Consider the following 15,621-nt stretch of genomic DNA (forward strand, 5'->3'; position numbering starts at 1 on the left):
GCCGTCATGGTCGATCAGGAGCGGTAGTCGGCGTTGATCGACACGTACTCGTGCGAGAAGTCGCAGGTGTAGACCGTGTCGCTGACCTGGCCGCGGCCCAGCGCAATGCGCACCGAGATCTCGGCCTGCTTCATCACGCGCTGGCCGTCGGCTTCCTGGTAGTCGGGGTTGCGGCCGCCGTTCTTGGCCACCAGCACGTCGTCGAGCCACAGGCGGATGTTGGAGACGTCCAGGTCGTCGATGCCGGCGTAGCCGACCGCGGCCAGGATGCGGCCCAGGTTGGGGTCGGACGCGAAGAACGCGGTCTTGACCAGCGGCGAGTGCGCCACGGCATACGCGACCTTCAGGGCTTCCTCGGTGGTGCCGGCTTCTTCGACGCGGATCGTCATGAACTTGGTGGCGCCTTCGGCGTCGCGCACGATCTTGGTGGCCAGTTCCAGCGCGGCGGCGGTCAGGGCCTCGCGCACGGCGGCGTAGGCGGCGTCGGATTCGCTGTTGACGTTGACCCCCGACTTGCCGGTGGCGGCGATGATGAAGGAGTCATTGGTGGAGGTGTCGCCGTCGACCGTGATGCGGTTGAAAGAGGCGTCGGCGATTTCCACGGCCAGCTTGCGCAGGAGCGGCTGGGCGATGCCGGCATCGGTGGCCAGGAAACTGAGCATGGTGGCCATGTTGGGGCGGATCATGCCGGCGCCCTTGCTGATGCCGGTGAAGGTGACCGTCTTGCCGTCGATCTGCACCTTGGCGGACGAAATCTTGGGCAGTGTGTCGGTGGTCATGATGCCGTGGGCGGCGCTGGACCAGTGGTCGGCGGCCAGGTCGGCGATGGCGGCGGGCAGGCCGGCGACCAGGCGGTCCAGCGGCAGGGGTTCCAGGATGACGCCGGTGGAGAACGGCAGGATCTGCGCGGCGGGCACGCCCATTAGCTTGCCCAGTGCGTCGCACGTGTCCTTGGCTTTCTTCAGGCCTTCTTCGCCGGTGCCGGCGTTGGCGTTGCCCGTGTTGATGACCAGCGCGCTGATCGGGCCGCCGGCGGCGAGGTGGGCCTGGCAGACCTGCACCGGGGCGGCGCAGAAGCGGTTGCGCGTGAAGACACCCGCCACGCTGGTGCCTTCGGCTAGGCGGAACACCGTCAGGTCACGGCGGTTGGCCTTGCGGATGCCAGCCTCGGTGACGCCGATTTCTACGCCGGCAACAGGAAAAATTTCGGACTCGGAGGGGATCTGCAGATTAACGGCCATGACTTCGTCTCTTGGTGTGAGCGGGACGGAACCGCCGCCAGGCAAGGCGGCGCGCGGGAAAGGTTCGTATTATCCCACCGGATCCGGTGGGGGGGGGCGGTCCCCTCGGCAACCCGAGGGGGGGCAACCTCAGGAGCCGGCCTCAGGGGGCCATGCGCATGGCGGCCACGTCCAGCACGCCGGCCTCGCGGTTGCTCAGCACGCTGCGCACCGTGCCGTCGGGGGCCTGCAGCACCGACTTGCCGGCCGGGACGTCTTCGCCGCCCGCCCGGCGCGCCGAGCGCCCGCGCGAGGGCGAAAACAGCAGATCGCCCGGCTGCGCGCCCTGCAGGCGCGGGTTGGCGGCCAGGACGCGGGTGCCCGGCGGGTAGGTCATTTCGCCCAGCACGGTGTCGCGGGCCGCCAGGCCCTCAAAGCCCTGCATCCGGCGCTGCGCGTCCAGTTGCAGGTCGACCTTCAGCAGGGGGATCCCGGCGACGGTCAGGGCGTCGCTACCTTCGGTGCGCAGCAGCCAGCGGGGCGCCGTGCCGGTCTTGTCCAGCGGCGTGCCGCGGGCGGCGGGTTCGACCTTCAACCAGGCGCCCGCGGGCACCGGTTGCTGGTCCAGCGTATTGCCGATGGCAAGGTGGCAGCTCGAAAACTGCGGATGCCCGCCTTGCACCACGAATTCGATGCGATGGCCGTGCGCGCACAGCCAGCCTTCCAGCGCCTGGTCGCGCGCGATCTCGGCGGACAGGGTTTCGGGCTGCTTGGGCGTGGCGGGGTACCGGAATAGGCGTGTCGCCGCGACGCCCTGGATGTCCGCCGGGTGGGATTCGGGAAAGATGGCCCGGTCGAACGATGCCAGCTCGCCGGGCGTGGCAAGGCGCAGCGTGGTGCCCGTGGGCATCTGGACGCCGGCCAGTTGCGTGGGTTGTGACAGCACCGTCTTGCGCGCGTCGTCGGCCTGCGCTTCGCGCTGAACCGAGAACCACTGGCTGAACTGCTGATACGGGAAGATGGCGCCGACGACCGCCAACAGGGCCATCAGGAAAGTGCCGGCGCGCCGGTGGCCGGACAGCCATTCCCGCGCGCCGCGCGAGGTGGCCAGGGCGGCCAGCCAGGTGAACAGCGTGGCGAGGCAGGCGAGCGAAGCCGCCATCAGCACATAGAAATTACCGCCAGGAAGGGAAACCGGAATCATGGCGGCAATTATGCGCCAATCCGGCAGGCCGGACCGGCGCGAAAAGTCCTGGATCGGCCTCAGTCGCGGGCCGACGCCGAGCGCGTGGCCACCACCTGCAGCTTCAGTTCGCCCAGCGCCTGGAACAGGGCGTTGCGGCTTGCCTCGGGCAGTTCGGCAAACATGGACTTGACCCAGTTCTCGTGGGCGCGGGCCATGCGCGCAAAGCTCTTCTTGCCTTGCGGCGTCAGCTTGATGAGCGAGCTGCGGCGGTCGGACTCGACCTTGGTCCGCACCACCAGGCCCTCTTTTTCGAGCTGGTCGGTAATCCCGGTGATATTGCCGTTGGTGACCATCATGTGGCGCGACAGCTCGCCCATCTTCATGCCCTTGGGCGCGCGCTGCAGTTGCGCCATCAGGTCGAAACGCGGGAGGGTGGTGTCGAAGTCGTTGCGCAGGCGGCTGCGGATCTCGCCTTCGATGAGGTTGGCGCAGGTCAGCATGCGCAGCCACAGGCGCAGCGCGTGATGGTCGTCAGGCGCGGCGCGGGATTCCAGGTCGGGAGTATCGGTCATGGCTCGGAAGATTACCGGGAATGCGGGGGTGAAGAGGGCGCCAGACCCATCTGTTCGAAGATGGCTTGGGTCAGCGGGCTGTTCGGATCGTTGAGCGTCAGGACAATATCAAAATGATTGGTGCCTGGCATTGGTACATATCTACCGGGAAAACCGCGGGCGCGCCATGCGGCCAGATAATCATCGCTCTGGCGCTTGAATTCGTCGGTTTCGGATTCCCCATAGCTGACCACCAGGGGGCAGCCGGCCTGCGGCAAATGCAGGGCGGGGCTGTTGCGGATGGCGTCGGCGTCGCTCATGCGCATCCATTCGTTGATGTGGGTGTGCACCAGCGGGCGCAGGTCGAACAGGCCCGACAGGGGCGCGGCGCCGCGGACCACGCCGGGCGGCACGTCGTAGCTGGCATGCCAGCCGCCGGCGAGCAGCGCGCCGACCAGATGCCCGCCCGCCGAGCTGCCGCAAATGTGAATGCGCGCCGGGTCGCCGCCGTACTCGGCAATGTGGTGGTGGATCCAGGCCAGCGCGCGCCGGTTCTGGTCCACGATGCGGTCCAGCGTGACCGCCGGCGCCAGCGAATAATTCACCGACACGACCACCGCGCCCGCCTGCGTGAACGCGGGCGCCATGTTGCTGGATTCGTTCTTGGACAGCAGGCGCCAGTAACCGCCGTGGATGAATACGAAGACGGGGGCGCCGGGTTTGCCGGACTTGCCGGCCGCGGCTGGAAATATGTCCAGCAGTTCATCCGGATGTTCGCCAAAAGGCACGTCCAGCGCGCATTCCAGCGTGCTGCGCGCCGTGGCGCTGTCCTCGGCGTATTTCTTGAGTATCGGTTGGATGTCGGGTACTGTCGCGCGAGCGTTGTACTGGACGTCCAGTTCGGCGCGATCGTAGTTGCGGTAGAGGGTGACCATGGCGGCAGGTGGTAAAAACCCTAGACTTGTTTTGCCGATTACTTTAAACCTAAACTATGAACCACGCCAGTTTTCCCTGTGCTGCATAAGGGGATTGGGGGCGTAGAAGTCTTTCGCATCGCACCTTCAAAAAGAACACCCTCTGCGCGGGCTCGCGCACGGAGCACACCACCATGCGTTTGATCACTTCCTTCCTGGCTGCCGCCGCCCTGATTCCCGCCCTGGCACAGGCCGACACCGTCAAGGTCGGCATCGCCAACGACATCTCGGGTCCGTTCTCGGCGCTGGGCGCCGAAGCCCGCGACGGCTTCAACCTGGCCATCAAGCAACTGGGCAGCAAGCTGGGCGGTCAGCCCGCGGAATTCCTGCAAACGGACATGGGCGGCAATCCGGACCAGGCCCGCCAGCTCGTCACGCGCTACATCCAGCGCGAAAAGGTCGATTTCTTCACGGGTCCCATCGGCTCGAACGTGGCGCTGGCTGTCGGCCCCGCGCTGTTCGCCGCCAAGGTGCCCTATCTGTCCAACAACCCCGGCCCCAGCCAGTTCGCCGGCGCGCAGTGCAACAACTACTGGTTCGGCACGTCGTACCAGAACGACGCCTTCCACGAAGCGGCCGGCAAGGTCGCGGCCGACCGCGGCTTCAAGAAGATGTTCATCATGGCCCCGGACTACCCGGCGGGCAAGGATGCGCTGACCGGCTTCAAGCGCGGCTACAAGACCGCCCCGGCCGACGAGGTCTACACCAAGCTCGGCCAGATCGACTACGCCGCCGAGATCGCGCAGATCCGCGCCGCCAAGCCGGACGCCGTCTACATCTTCCTGCCGGGCGGCATGGGCATCAACTTCGTCAAGCAGTTCGTGTCCGCCGGCCTGTCGCAGAACGTCAAGCTGATCGGCCCGGGCTTCTCGGCCGACGAGGACGTGATCCAGGCTGTGGGCGACCCCATGCTGGGCATGTACAACACCGCGCAATGGGCGCATGACCTGGACGTGCCGCAGAACAAGGCCTTCGTCGAGGCCTTCCGCAAGGAATACAACGGCCGCTACCCGTCGGTGTACGCCGCCCAGGCGTATGACGTGATCATGGCCATGGACGCCGCCGTCAAACAGGCCGGCGGCAAGGCCACCGACCGCGACGCTATCGTGAAGGCGCTGGAAAAGGCCGACTACCCCTCGGTGCGCGGCAGCTTCACCTACGGCAAGAACCACTACCCGATCCAGGCCTACTACCTGCGCGTGGTTGAGAAGGACGGCAGCGGCCGCATCACCAACAAGCTGGTGGGCAAGGTCTTCGACAAGTACCAGGACGTGTACGTCGGCGACTGCAAGATGTAGGGTGTGACCCACCCCCGAAGCGCTGCGCGCTTCCCCCTCAAGGGGGCGTCGCAGCGGACCGGCAAAGCCGGCTCCGCGCGACCCCGCTTGGGGGCGGACAGGCCATGATTCGAGCGCTGCGATGTTCGTTGCGGGATGCAGGTTGGATAGCTTTGGTGAATTGATCGCGGGGGCCCTTCGGCGACGCGCGGCAAGGGGGAAGTTTTCATGACGTTTACGCTGATCGTCGAGCAATTGCTGAACGGTCTGCAGTTTGGGTTGATGTTGTTTCTGATTGCGGCCGGGCTGACCCTGGTGTTCGGGATCATGGACATCATGAATCTGGCTCACGGCTCGCTCTATATGGCTGGCGCCTATGTCGCCGCCGAAACCATGCAACGCACCGGCTCGTTCACCGCCGCGGTTCTTGTGGCGGCGGTCGCCACGGGCATCGTCGGCATCGTGCTGGAGCTCTCGCTCATCCGCCGCCTGGCGCTGCGCGACCATTTGGCTCAGGTGCTGGGCACCTACGCCGTCATCCTCATCGCCAATGACCTGGTCAAGATGATCTGGGGTCCGGCGCCGGTCATGCTGAACATGCCCGCGGTGCTGTCCGGCCCCGTGCGCCTCTTGCCCGATCTGATGTATCCCGCCTATCGCCTGATGATCATCGTCTTCGGCGTGGCCGCGGCCGCAGGACTGTACTGGTTCGTGACGCGGACCCGCGCCGGCGTGCTGGTGCGGGCCGGCGCGTCGAACCGCCAGATGGCCACGTTGATGGGCGTGCGCGTGCCGCTGCTGTTCCTGGGCGTGTTCGTGCTGGGCGCCATGCTGGCCGCGGTGGCCGGCGCGCTGCTGGGCCCGATCACCTCGGTGCAGGTAGGCATGGGCGAAGAAATCCTGATCCTGGTGCTGGTGTGCATCGTCATCGGCGGGATCGGTTCGATCCGAGGCGCCTTCGTGGGCGCGCTGTTGGTCGGCATGGTCGACACTGCCGGCCGCGCGTTCCTGCCGATGCTGCTGCGCCAGGTGTTCTCTCCGGCCGTGGCCTCCAGCGTCGGTCCGACGCTCGCAGCCATCGCCATCTACGTGTTGATGGCGGCAGTGCTGGTGTTCCGGCCCTCTGGCCTCTTTCCGGCGCGGGGCTGACCATGAAAACCAAGATCTGGACCGTGGTCCTCTTGGCCGCGCTGGCGGTGTTTCCGCTGGTCGCGCCCATGCTGGGCCTGGACTTCTACATTTCCTTCGTGCGGCGCGTGTTGATCTACGCGCTGGCGGCAACCAGCCTGAACCTCATCCTGGGGTATGGCGGCATGGTGGCCTTGGGTCACGCGGCGTTCTTCGGCGCGGGCGCCTACGCGGTCGGCATCCTGTCCATGTCGGGCGTCACGTCGGCGCTGGTGTCGTGGCCGGTGGCGATGCTGCTGGCCGGCGTGCTGGCGTGCATCACCGGCGCGATCTCGCTGCGCACGCGGGGCGTGTACTTCATCATGATCACGCTGGCGTTCGCGCAGATGCTGTTCTACATCTTCATCTCGCTGCGCCAGTACGGCGGTGAAGACGGGCTGAACCTGCCGGGCTATTCCACCCTGCCGGGCATCGACCTGGCCCACGACGTCAGCTTCTATTACCTGGTGCTGGTGCTGTTCGCGCTGCTGATGTGGGCCTTCGGCCGCATCGTCGCCTCGCGCTTCGGCATGGCGCTGCAGGGCATCCGCGAGAACGAATCGCGCATGGAGTCCATGGGCTATCCCGTGTACCGCATCAAGCTGATGGCGTTCACGCTGAGCGGCGCGGCGGCGGGGCTGGCCGGCGCGCTGCTGGCCAACCACAACCTCTTCATTTCGCCCAGCCTGATGCACTGGACCCAGTCGGCCAACCTGCTGATCATGGTGCTGGTGGGCGGCATCGGCCTGCGCTACGGCGGCGTGGCCGGCGCGGTGGTGATGCTGACGCTGGAAGAAGTGCTGCGCCTGTGGACCGAATACTGGCACCTGCCTTTGGGCGTGCTGCTGCTCTGCGTGGTGTTTGGCGCGCCGCGCGGCCTGGTCGGCCTGTTCGGGCCGCTGTTCAGCGGGCGCACTGCGCCGCAATCCGGCAAGGTGGGCTCATGAGCAATCCGATGAATGCCACGACCGGCGCCGCCGCGAATGGGGCGCACGCCCTGCAGGCGCGCGGACTGGTCCGCCGCTTTGGCGCGCTGGTGGCCACCGACAACGTATCGCTGTCGCTGGCGCCGGGCGAAATCCATGCCCTGATCGGCCCGAACGGCGCGGGCAAGTCCACGCTGATCCACCTGCTGTCGGGCACGCTGTCCGCCGACGCCGGCACGCTGGAGGTCGACGGCCGCGACGTCACCGCGATGAACGCGCACCAGCGCGTGGCCGCAGGCTTGTCGCGGTCCTACCAGATCACCAACATCTTCAAGCAGTCCAGCGTGCTGGATAACCTGGTGCTGGCCGTGCAGGCCCACGCCGGCAGCAGCTTCCGCTTCTGGAAGCCGCGCGCCGCGGAATCGGCGCTGTACGAACAGGCGCGCGAGCTGGCCCGCGAATGCGCCATCGACGCCAGCCTGCTCGACCGCGCCGCGGGCACCCTGCCGCACGGCGAACAGCGCAAGGTGGAGTTCGCGCTGGCGCTTGCTGCGCGGCCCAAGGTGCTGCTGCTGGACGAGCCCATGGCGGGCATGGGACCGGACGAGACCGTCCGCCTGACCGAACTGATCGAATCCTTGCGGGGGCGCGCTGCCATGCTGCTGGTTGAACATGACATGCAGGCGGTGTTCCGTCTTGCGGACCGCCTGTCGGTGCTGGTGTACGGGCGGGTGATTGCCTCGGGCACGCCGGACGAGATCCGCGCCAACCCCGACGTGCGCCAGGCCTACCTGGGCGACGAGGAGACCGTGTGATGCTGACCATCGAATCGGTCAAGAGCGGCTACGGCGCCAGCCAGGTGCTGTTTGGCGTCGACCTGGAAATCGGGGCGGGGCAGGTCGTGACCCTGCTGGGCCGCAACGGCATGGGCAAGACCACGCTGCTGCGCACCCTGTTCGGCCAGTTGCCGCTGCGCGGCGGCAAGATCCATTTCTCGGGGCAGGACATCAGCGGATGGAGCCCGGACCGCATCGCGCGGGCCGGCGTCGCCATCGTCCCGGAAGGGCGCCAGTGCTTTCCCAACCTGACGGTGCGCGAGCACCTGACGGCGTTCGTGGCGGGGCGCAACCCGGATATCGGCGAACCGTGGACGCCTGAGCGCGTGTTTGAGCTGTTTCCCCGGCTGGCCGAGCGCGCCCGCAACATGGGCAACCAGTTGTCGGGCGGCGAGCAGCAGATGCTGGCCATCGGCCGGGCGCTGGTGACCAACCCCCGGCTGCTGATCCTGGACGAAGCCACCGAAGGGCTGGCGCCCAAGATCCGCGAAGAGATCTGGAACTGCCTGGCGCGGCTGCGTCAGGCGGGGCAGACGATCCTGGTAATCGACAAGTATGTCGAAAGGTTACTCAGCTTGGCCGACCGCCACGTCATCCTGGAGCGCGGCAAGGTGGTGTGGACGGGCGACTCCCAAGCCCTGGACGCCGACCGTAGCCTCTGGGAACGCTATCTGGGCGTCTAGCCAACGTGTAGTAATAAAGCTGCAAATTGGATCCGCCAGACGTAACAATCATTGATATAAACCGCAATAAAACACGATATATATTGCTGCGGTGAAACTTAAGGTGTCGCGGACGCATCCAGACGTTTGCACCTGTATCAATAAACCCCCCTGGCATCTACACTTAGCCGCCGGTTGCCCGCATGGGGTGCCGGCATTCAGGCTCATGGCTCAAAAGGCGGGGCAAAGCACGGGCAGGGCGCCTCGCACGGACAGCGCGCCCGATCTGCGTCCCCTTTTCGCGCGTGGCATCGCATCAAGCTGTCAGGAAGACTTTGCATGGCGAAATGGGGATTGCGCAGGAAATCACTAATGGCGCTGCTGTTGGCGTGCCTGGTCGCCTTGGCGCCGGCCGCGCTGATCGGCTGGCAGGTGCTGGACGGTGTCCGCGAGCACTTTGGCCGCGCCTTTGCCGACAACTTCACGCAGCTGAACCGTCAGCGCGTCCTGGCGCCGGTGTCGCGCGAACTGGCGCTGTCGCAGCGCCTGGCCGACAGCGAAGTCACGCGCCGCTGGCTGCGCAATGAAAACGATCCCGCCGCGCGCGAACTGTTCTTCCGCGAGGCGGACGGCTATCGCCGCGACCTGCTGGGCGGCGCTTATTTCATCGCCAGCGCCATTTCCGGCAATTACTACTTCAACGACGACAAGCCGCTGTCCGAGACGCCGCGCTACACGTTGAGCCCCAGCGCGGCCGACGACGGCTGGTTCTATGCCACGGTCAAGTCGCCGGCCCGCTACAACATCAACGTCAACCCGGATCTGAAGATCAAGACCACCAAGGTCTGGATCAACGTTCAGATCCGCGACGGCGACAAGGTCATCGGCCTGACGGGCGCGGGCCTGGACGTGGGCGGGTTCCTGAAGGAATTCGTGAACAGCGGCCAGCCCGGCGTCACGCCCATCATCGTGGACGAGGAAGGCGCGATCCAGGCGCACATGAACCCCGCGCTGATCGCCTACAACTCGGGCGCTGGCGGGGCGGGCGGCAAGGGCATGGTGTTCAGCCTGCTGGATCAGGGCGAAGGCCGCGCCGAGCTGCTGTCGGCCATGCATGCCGCGCAGGCGGATCCGCAGTCCGTGCAATCGGCCTGGGTCAAGATGGACGGCGTGCGCCAGCTGGTGTCGGTGGCGTACATGCCGGAGCTGCATTGGCACGTGCTGACCGTGGTCGACCTGGGCGCGGCCCGGGTGCTGGACACGGGCTGGCTGTGGCCGGCGGCCATCGGCCTGGTGTTGCTGTTTGCCGCGATGCTGCTGTGCTTCGGCTACGCCATCGAACGCCTGATGCTGCGCCCGTTGCGCCGTCTGCAGCAGTCGGCCCGGGCAATTGCCGACGGCAGCTACGACGTGCGTCTGCCGCCGGGCGGCCAGGACGAGATCGGCGATCTGAGCCGCGCGTTCGGCGTGATGGCGGACAAGGTGCGCAAGCACACGGCCGAACTGGAAACCAAGGTGCGCGAACGCACGTCGGCATTGGAAGACGCGAACCGCGCCATGGCCGCGGCGCACAAGAAGATCGGCGATTCCATCGACTACGCCAGCCTGATCCAGCGCGCGATCCTGCCGGACCGGCAACTGACCCAATCGCTGGGCGCCCACCATTTCGTGCTGTGGAAGCCGCGCGATGTGGTCGGCGGGGACTTCTACGTATTCCGCGAGGACGGCGCCAACTGCTTGCTGGGCATCATGGACTGCGCGGGCCACGGCGTGCCGGGCGCCTTGATGACCATGCTGGCGCGCGCGGCGATCGATCTGGCGATCACCGAGGTCGGACCGGGCGATCCCGCAGGCATTCTGACGCGTACCGACAACGCCATCCGGGCCATGCTGGCCGACGCGCAACTGCCCCGGGCCCTGGCGACCAATACCGATGCGGGGCTGGTATATATTGACCGGCAGGCCGGCAGGCTGCTGTACGCAGGCGCGAAGATCAGCCTGTACGCAAGTGACGGCGAAAGCCTGCACGAGGTGCCCGGTGGCCGGCGTGCGCTGGGCGACAAGCGTATGGGGGTTTACGAGAACAACGCGTTGCAGATGGAGCCGGGCTGGACGTATTACCTGGCCACCGACGGCTTTCTGGATCAGGCGGGCGGCGAGCACGGGTTCGGCTTTGGCAATACGCGCTTTGCGGACATGCTCAAGACACACGCCCGCCGGCCGTTAACCGAACAGGCGGCCGCGTTCAGCCAGGCGCTCGCCGAGTACCAAGGTGGCCGGCCCCAGCGCGACGACATCACCTTGCTGTCTTTCCGTTTCGAATAATCGTTATCAAGGCGGTACCCTCCATGAATGCCTCCGATCTTTACGCGTTGGGCGCGCGATTCGACCAGAACCGCACGTTGCTGTGTTTCAACGGGCCGATATCGCGCAGCCTGATCGAGGAAATCGGCAATGCGCTGAAGAACTACCTGAACGCCGAGCACGTCCGGCCCGCTGAAGCCATGGACGTGTTTTCGGTCTACATCGAGATGATCCAGAACATCCGCCAGTACGCCGCGCAGAACGGCGACGCGGACGCCTCAGCCACGGTGGTGATCGGCCGCCGCGACGAAAGCCGCTATGTGGTGTCGGCGGGCAATCTGGTCAGCGCGGAAGACGGCCACAGCCTGGTCGCCCGCATCCAGGAACTGGCCGCGCTGGACAAGCCGGCCCTGAAAGCCGAATACAAGGCCCAGTTGCACAAGCCGCGCACGCAGGGCGTCGCGTCGGGCGCGGGCCTGGGCCTCATCGACATCGCGCGCCGCGCCGGCGCGCCGCTGGAAGCCAGCCTGACCCCCGCTGCTCAGCCGGGCAAGGCCTTCTTCAGCCTGAGCGTGGTGGTCTGAGGACGCGCGCTCAACAGGATTATTTTCGGAGTATTTGATGAAAGACCTGAACATTCCCGGGACCCAGTCCACGCCCGCCATCACCGCCGACGTTGCCGGCGGCGTGCTGGCGATGCGCGGCGACTCCTACCCCGAGAATTCCTTCGAGCTGTTCGGCCCGGTCATTGAATGGGTCGAGTCGTACCTGCAGGACAACGAAGCGCCGCTGAAGCTGGAACTGGAATTGCTTTACCTGAACACCAGCAGCATCAAGTCCGTCATGGACATCTTCGACGTGCTGGAGGCCGCGCACCGCAAGGACCGCGAGGTCAGCGTGACGTGGTTCTACGACATGCGCAACGAGCGCGTGGGCGAACTGGCTGAAGAGTTCAAGGAAGACTGCACGTTCCCATTCTCGGTGGTTGGCCGCCAATGAAACCGGGCGCCGCCGAACTGGATCAGCGCATCGCCGCATTGCTGGCGGATCCGGCGCATGCCGGCCATCCGCTGCGCGACGCGCTGGAAGCGCTCTGGCGGCACACCGAGGAACAGATGGCGCGCATTCAGCGCGTCACGCAGCTTTCAGACGCTTATCAAAGCATGGCGCACGAACGTGAACTGGGTCTGTGCGACCAGTTCGACCGCCAACTGCGCCGCCTGACCCGCATCGCGCGGATCTCGGATCACTACCAGAGCATGATGCGCGACCTGAACCGCGCGCTCGAGGAAACGTCCAGCCGCGATCCGTTGACCGGTCTCTTGAACCGGCGCGCGCTGATGGAGATGATCAAGCAGGAAGTCCAGCGCGCCGCGCGCAGCGGCGACAGCTTTGTCGTCGCGATGCTGGACGTGGATCACTTCAAGGCCGTGAACGACCGTTTCGGCCACGAGACGGGCGACCGCGCTCTCGTCGAACTGGCCGGCGTGCTGGGCGAAAGCCTGCGCGAATACGACCTGTGCGGCCGCTGGGGCGGCGAGGAGTTCCTCGTGCTGCTGCCGCACACGCAGCCGGAAACCGCGCAGGCCGTCATGGACCGCCTGGTCGGCGCGGTGCGTGGGCTGGCGATGGCGGCCGGGGACGAGGTCCTGCGGCTGACGGTCAGTATTGGCATGGCGTATCACCAGTTGGGCGAAACGTTTTCAGAGACGCTCAGCCGGGCGGATCAGGCGTTGTATCTGGCCAAGCAGGACGGACGCGATCGCGTCGCCCTTGGTTTTCCGAGGCGCTGAATGAAACCGGAACAGCTGTTATCCGGGTTGGAGCCCCTTATGCTTGATTCTCATCTTGGCGGGTCGCAGTCGAACCCCCAGGGCGCCGCGTGGCATGTGGGCAATTACCTGACGTCGATGGACCGCGCGCTGCTGCTGTTCGATTTCGACGCAGCCGGCTCCTTGTTGAACGGCAATACCAATTTCCTGGCCGCGGTGGGTTACACCCGCGAAGAGGCCCTGACGCTGCGCCACGACCTGCTGTGCGACAGCATGGACGAAGGCCGCGGCACGCGCAGCGGCGAACAGGTCTGGGACCGGCTGCGCCGCGGCCAGCACTTCTCGGGCACCTGCCGCTACCGCAAGAAGGACGGCAGCTCGCTGTGGATCGAAGCCACGTACCTGCCGCTGCTGAACGACGCGGGCGAGGTCGGCCGCGTGACGGTGATTTCACGCAAGTCGATCGCGGACGCGGAGCGCCAGGAAGAAATCCGGTTGCTGATGCTGGGCATCAACGAGACGGGCAACGCGGTGGCGGTGTCCGGCTCCGATGGCCGCATCGTCTACGTGAACGACGGCTTTCAGCGGATGCTTGGTTTCTCCCGTAGCGACGCGCTGGACCAGGACCTGGGCGAACTGCTTTCCGGCGGCCGCGCGGATGGCGGCACGCGCGAGGAACTGCACCGCCGCGTGGCCTGTCGCGAGGGCTACCACAAGGACGTCCTGGTCTATGACCGCGGCGGCAAGCCGCTGTGGGTGTCGGTGATGGCAAACTCGGTGTTCGACGAGCGCGGGACGCTGGTCAACATCGTGGACGTGCTGACGGACATTACGCCGACGAAGGTGCACGAGGTGCTGCAGCGCCGGGTGCTGCAGGCGATGGTGAACGAGGCCTCGGTGGTCGAGGTCATGAACATGGTGTGCCGCGAGGTCGAACGCCTGGCGCCGGAAGTGGCGGCGTCGGTGGTTCGCGTGGACGACGCGGGCCTGTTGCGGCCGCTGGCGGCGCCTAGCCTGCCGCAGGGCTATTCGGACGCGCTGGAAGGCGTGCCGATCGGCCCGCAGGTGGGCGCCTGCGGCACGGCGGCATTTCTGGGCCGTCCGGTGATCGTGCCGGACATTGCGACGGATCCGCTGTGGGACGATTACCGCCATCTGCCGCTGCCGGAGGAATACAAGGCGTGCTGGTCGTCGCCGATCAAGTCGAGCGATGGCCGGGTGATCGGCACCTTCGGCTTCTATTTCCGCGAGCGCCGGCTGCCGGATGATTTCCATCACCGTCTGGTGGACGTGTGCGTGTACCTGTGCGCGCTGGCGCTGGAACGCGAGGAAGCGCGCGCCCGCATCCGCCAACTGGCGTTCTACGACGAGCTGACGGGCCTGCCGAACCGCAATCTGCTGCTGGCGCAGGCCGAGCAGGCAATTGCGCGGGCGGAGCCGGAGCGCAAGCGGGTGGCGGTGCTGTTCCTGGACCTTGACCGCTTCAAGCAGGTGAACGATACCCTGGGCCACCCGATCGGCGACGCGCTGCTGCGGGACGTGGCGCAGCGTCTGCGCCGTCTGGCGCGCGCGACGGACATCGTGGGCCGGCTTTCCGGCGACGAGTTCGTGATGCTGATGCCGGAGTTCGAACACGGCCGCCTGACTGCGGCGGCGGAACACATCCTGGTGGCGCTGGCGCAGCCGTTCTCGGTGGGCGGCATCACGCTGAACCCGTCGGTGAGCATCGGCATCAGCGTGTTCCCGGAAAACGGCCGCGACATGGATACGCTGCTGCGTCATGCGGACATGGCGATGTATCAGGCGAAGACGGCGGGCCGCAATCGCATTTCGTTCTTCAGCGCGGAGATGAATCGTCAGGCGCAGGAACGGCTGGCGCTGGAAGCGGCGCTGCGGGATGCGTTGGAAGCGAAGGCTTTGCGTCTGCACTATCAGCCGCAGGTGGGCTTGAAGAACGGCAGCCTGTACGGGGTGGAGGCGCTGGCGCGCTGGCGCCATCCGACGCTGGGCGACATTTCGCCGGCGCGGTTCGTGCCGCTGGCGGAGGAGTGTGGGCTGATCGGCGATCTGGGCGACTGGGCGTTGCGCGAGGCTTGCTCGCAACTGGCGATCTGGCGCAATAACGGTTTGCGAGTTCCTTCGGTGTCGGTGAACCTGTCGGCGACGAATTTCCACAATCTGAACCTGCCGCGGATGATTGCGGCGACGCTGGCCGAGTTTGGACTGGTTCCGGCGGATCTGATGCTGGAGATTACCGAGGGCGTCGTTCTGGATGCCACGGCAGGTACGCTGCGCACGATCGCGGAGCTGCATCGGTTGGGCGTGCGGCTGTCGATGGATGACTTCGGGACGGGGTATTCCAGCTTGGGTCACTTGCGCCGGTTGATCGTGGACGAACTGAAGCTGGATCGCAGTTTCGTGCAGGGGCTGGAGAGCGATGACGCGGCTCGGGCGCTGACTAGCGCTGTGATTAGGATCGGGGAGAGCTTGAGTCTGCCGGTTGTGGCGGAAGGCGTCGAGAACGAAGAGCAGCGGCGGTTCCTGATCGAGCAAGGGTGCGCGGCGGGGCAGGGGTTTCTGTTTTCGCCGCCGTTGCCTGCGGGGGATCTTGAGGAATGGCTTAGGGCTCGGGGGTGATTGGTTCTTTTCGTTTGCCGGATTGAGTTCTTGAGGCGTCCGGTACGGTGGCGTCCCGGGGCGCGCGGGGCCACGATTGCGGTCCGGAGCCTTCGCTCCGGACTTGCCT

General features: G+C 66.3%; 14 protein-coding genes. 10 read left to right on the forward strand and 4 right to left on the reverse strand.

Translation table 11 applies throughout. The annotated features are described in order from the left end of the window. Positions 1-14: 14 nt before the first annotated feature. The 4 genes from argJ to RT697_RS24585 all read right to left on the reverse strand — a co-directional run bounded on the left by argJ (position 15) and on the right by RT697_RS24585 (position 3,892). Positions 15-1,241: a bifunctional glutamate N-acetyltransferase/amino-acid acetyltransferase ArgJ gene (gene argJ, locus RT697_RS24570; protein WP_313702292.1), complete on the reverse strand. Its 1,227-nt coding sequence runs from the start codon at positions 1,239-1,241 to the stop codon at positions 15-17. A 142-nt stretch (positions 1,242-1,383) separates the two neighbouring features. After that, positions 1,384-2,424: a hypothetical protein gene (locus tag RT697_RS24575; RefSeq protein ID WP_313702293.1), complete on the reverse strand. Its 1,041-nt coding sequence runs from the start codon at positions 2,422-2,424 to the stop codon at positions 1,384-1,386. Positions 2,425-2,483: 59 nt separating this feature from the next. Then, the gene (locus RT697_RS24580) at positions 2,484-2,978 is read right to left on the reverse strand and encodes a MarR family transcriptional regulator (protein WP_312433782.1); all 495 of its coding nucleotides are present in this window, start codon (positions 2,976-2,978) and stop codon (positions 2,484-2,486) included. Between the two features lie 11 nt (positions 2,979-2,989). Then, positions 2,990-3,892 (reverse strand): alpha/beta hydrolase, encoded by a 903-nt coding sequence (locus RT697_RS24585; protein WP_313702294.1) that lies wholly within the window; start codon positions 3,890-3,892, stop codon positions 2,990-2,992. A 173-nt stretch (positions 3,893-4,065) separates the two neighbouring features. Here RT697_RS24585 and RT697_RS24590 point away from each other — a divergent pair, with 173 nt between their 5' ends. From RT697_RS24590 to RT697_RS24635, 10 genes are all read left to right on the forward strand, one after another. After that, positions 4,066-5,229, forward strand: a complete 1,164-nt coding sequence (locus RT697_RS24590; RefSeq protein WP_313702295.1) for an ABC transporter substrate-binding protein — start codon at positions 4,066-4,068, stop codon at positions 5,227-5,229. A gap of 207 nt (positions 5,230-5,436) precedes the next feature. Then, on the forward strand, positions 5,437-6,357 hold the full coding sequence (locus RT697_RS24595) for a branched-chain amino acid ABC transporter permease (RefSeq protein WP_056566889.1): 921 nt from the start codon (positions 5,437-5,439) through the stop codon (positions 6,355-6,357). 2 nt (positions 6,358-6,359) lie between these two features. Further along, a complete protein-coding gene (locus RT697_RS24600; RefSeq protein WP_056564595.1) occupies positions 6,360-7,322 on the forward strand; it encodes a branched-chain amino acid ABC transporter permease in 963 nt (320 codons plus the stop codon). Next, a complete protein-coding gene (locus tag RT697_RS24605) occupies positions 7,319-8,116 on the forward strand; it encodes an ABC transporter ATP-binding protein (protein ID WP_313702296.1) in 798 nt (265 codons plus the stop codon). Before RT697_RS24600 ends, RT697_RS24605 begins: the two co-directional genes overlap by 4 nt. After that, positions 8,116-8,820 (forward strand): ABC transporter ATP-binding protein, encoded by a 705-nt coding sequence (locus tag RT697_RS24610; RefSeq protein WP_313702297.1) that lies wholly within the window; start codon positions 8,116-8,118, stop codon positions 8,818-8,820. The genes RT697_RS24605 and RT697_RS24610 overlap by 1 nt, the downstream gene beginning before the upstream one ends. Before the next feature lie 318 nt (positions 8,821-9,138). Continuing rightward, complete coding sequence (gene siaA, locus RT697_RS24615; protein WP_313702298.1) at positions 9,139-11,124, forward strand: biofilm regulation protein phosphatase SiaA; 1,986 nt, start codon at positions 9,139-9,141, stop codon at positions 11,122-11,124. Between the two features lie 23 nt (positions 11,125-11,147). Then, entirely contained in the window at positions 11,148-11,687 is a 540-nt protein-coding gene (siaB, locus tag RT697_RS24620; protein ID WP_056564586.1) for a biofilm regulation protein kinase SiaB, read from the forward strand. 37 nt (positions 11,688-11,724) lie between these two features. Then, the gene (gene siaC / locus RT697_RS24625) at positions 11,725-12,102 is read left to right on the forward strand and encodes a biofilm regulation phosphoprotein SiaC (protein ID WP_313702299.1); all 378 of its coding nucleotides are present in this window, start codon (positions 11,725-11,727) and stop codon (positions 12,100-12,102) included. Beyond that, complete coding sequence (gene siaD / locus RT697_RS24630; protein ID WP_313702300.1) at positions 12,099-12,896, forward strand: biofilm regulation diguanylate cyclase SiaD; 798 nt, start codon at positions 12,099-12,101, stop codon at positions 12,894-12,896. Before siaC ends, siaD begins: the two co-directional genes overlap by 4 nt. A 39-nt stretch (positions 12,897-12,935) precedes the next feature. Beyond that, positions 12,936-15,512 (forward strand): EAL domain-containing protein, encoded by a 2,577-nt coding sequence (locus tag RT697_RS24635; RefSeq protein ID WP_313702301.1) that lies wholly within the window; start codon positions 12,936-12,938, stop codon positions 15,510-15,512. Positions 15,513-15,621: the final 109 nt, after the last annotated feature.

Source organism: Achromobacter sp. (assembly GCF_032113835.1).
In the GTDB taxonomy this organism is placed as follows: Bacteria; Pseudomonadota; Gammaproteobacteria; order Burkholderiales; family Burkholderiaceae_B; genus Achromobacter.

Excerpts from the sequence above, each read along its gene's own strand:
- argJ (WP_313702292.1), bottom strand. The coding sequence starts at position 1,241 with ATGGCCGTTAATCTGCAGATCCCCTCCGAGTCCGAAATTTTTCCTGTT.
- RT697_RS24595 (WP_056566889.1), top strand. The coding sequence starts at position 5,437 with ATGACGTTTACGCTGATCGTCGAGCAATTGCTGAACGGTCTGCAGTTT.
- siaC (WP_313702299.1), top strand. The coding sequence starts at position 11,725 with ATGAAAGACCTGAACATTCCCGGGACCCAGTCCACGCCCGCCATCACC.
- siaB (WP_056564586.1), top strand. The coding sequence starts at position 11,148 with ATGAATGCCTCCGATCTTTACGCGTTGGGCGCGCGATTCGACCAGAAC.
- RT697_RS24610 (WP_313702297.1), top strand. The coding sequence starts at position 8,116 with ATGCTGACCATCGAATCGGTCAAGAGCGGCTACGGCGCCAGCCAGGTG.
- RT697_RS24585 (WP_313702294.1), bottom strand. The coding sequence starts at position 3,892 with ATGGTCACCCTCTACCGCAACTACGATCGCGCCGAACTGGACGTCCAG.
- RT697_RS24600 (WP_056564595.1), top strand. The coding sequence starts at position 6,360 with ATGAAAACCAAGATCTGGACCGTGGTCCTCTTGGCCGCGCTGGCGGTG.
- siaD (WP_313702300.1), top strand. The coding sequence starts at position 12,099 with ATGAAACCGGGCGCCGCCGAACTGGATCAGCGCATCGCCGCATTGCTG.
- RT697_RS24580 (WP_312433782.1), bottom strand. The coding sequence starts at position 2,978 with ATGACCGATACTCCCGACCTGGAATCCCGCGCCGCGCCTGACGACCAT.
- siaA (WP_313702298.1), top strand. The coding sequence starts at position 9,139 with ATGGCGAAATGGGGATTGCGCAGGAAATCACTAATGGCGCTGCTGTTG.
- RT697_RS24575 (WP_313702293.1), bottom strand. The coding sequence starts at position 2,424 with ATGATTCCGGTTTCCCTTCCTGGCGGTAATTTCTATGTGCTGATGGCG.
- RT697_RS24590 (WP_313702295.1), top strand. The coding sequence starts at position 4,066 with ATGCGTTTGATCACTTCCTTCCTGGCTGCCGCCGCCCTGATTCCCGCC.
- RT697_RS24605 (WP_313702296.1), top strand. The coding sequence starts at position 7,319 with ATGAGCAATCCGATGAATGCCACGACCGGCGCCGCCGCGAATGGGGCG.
- RT697_RS24635 (WP_313702301.1), top strand. The coding sequence starts at position 12,936 with ATGCTTGATTCTCATCTTGGCGGGTCGCAGTCGAACCCCCAGGGCGCC.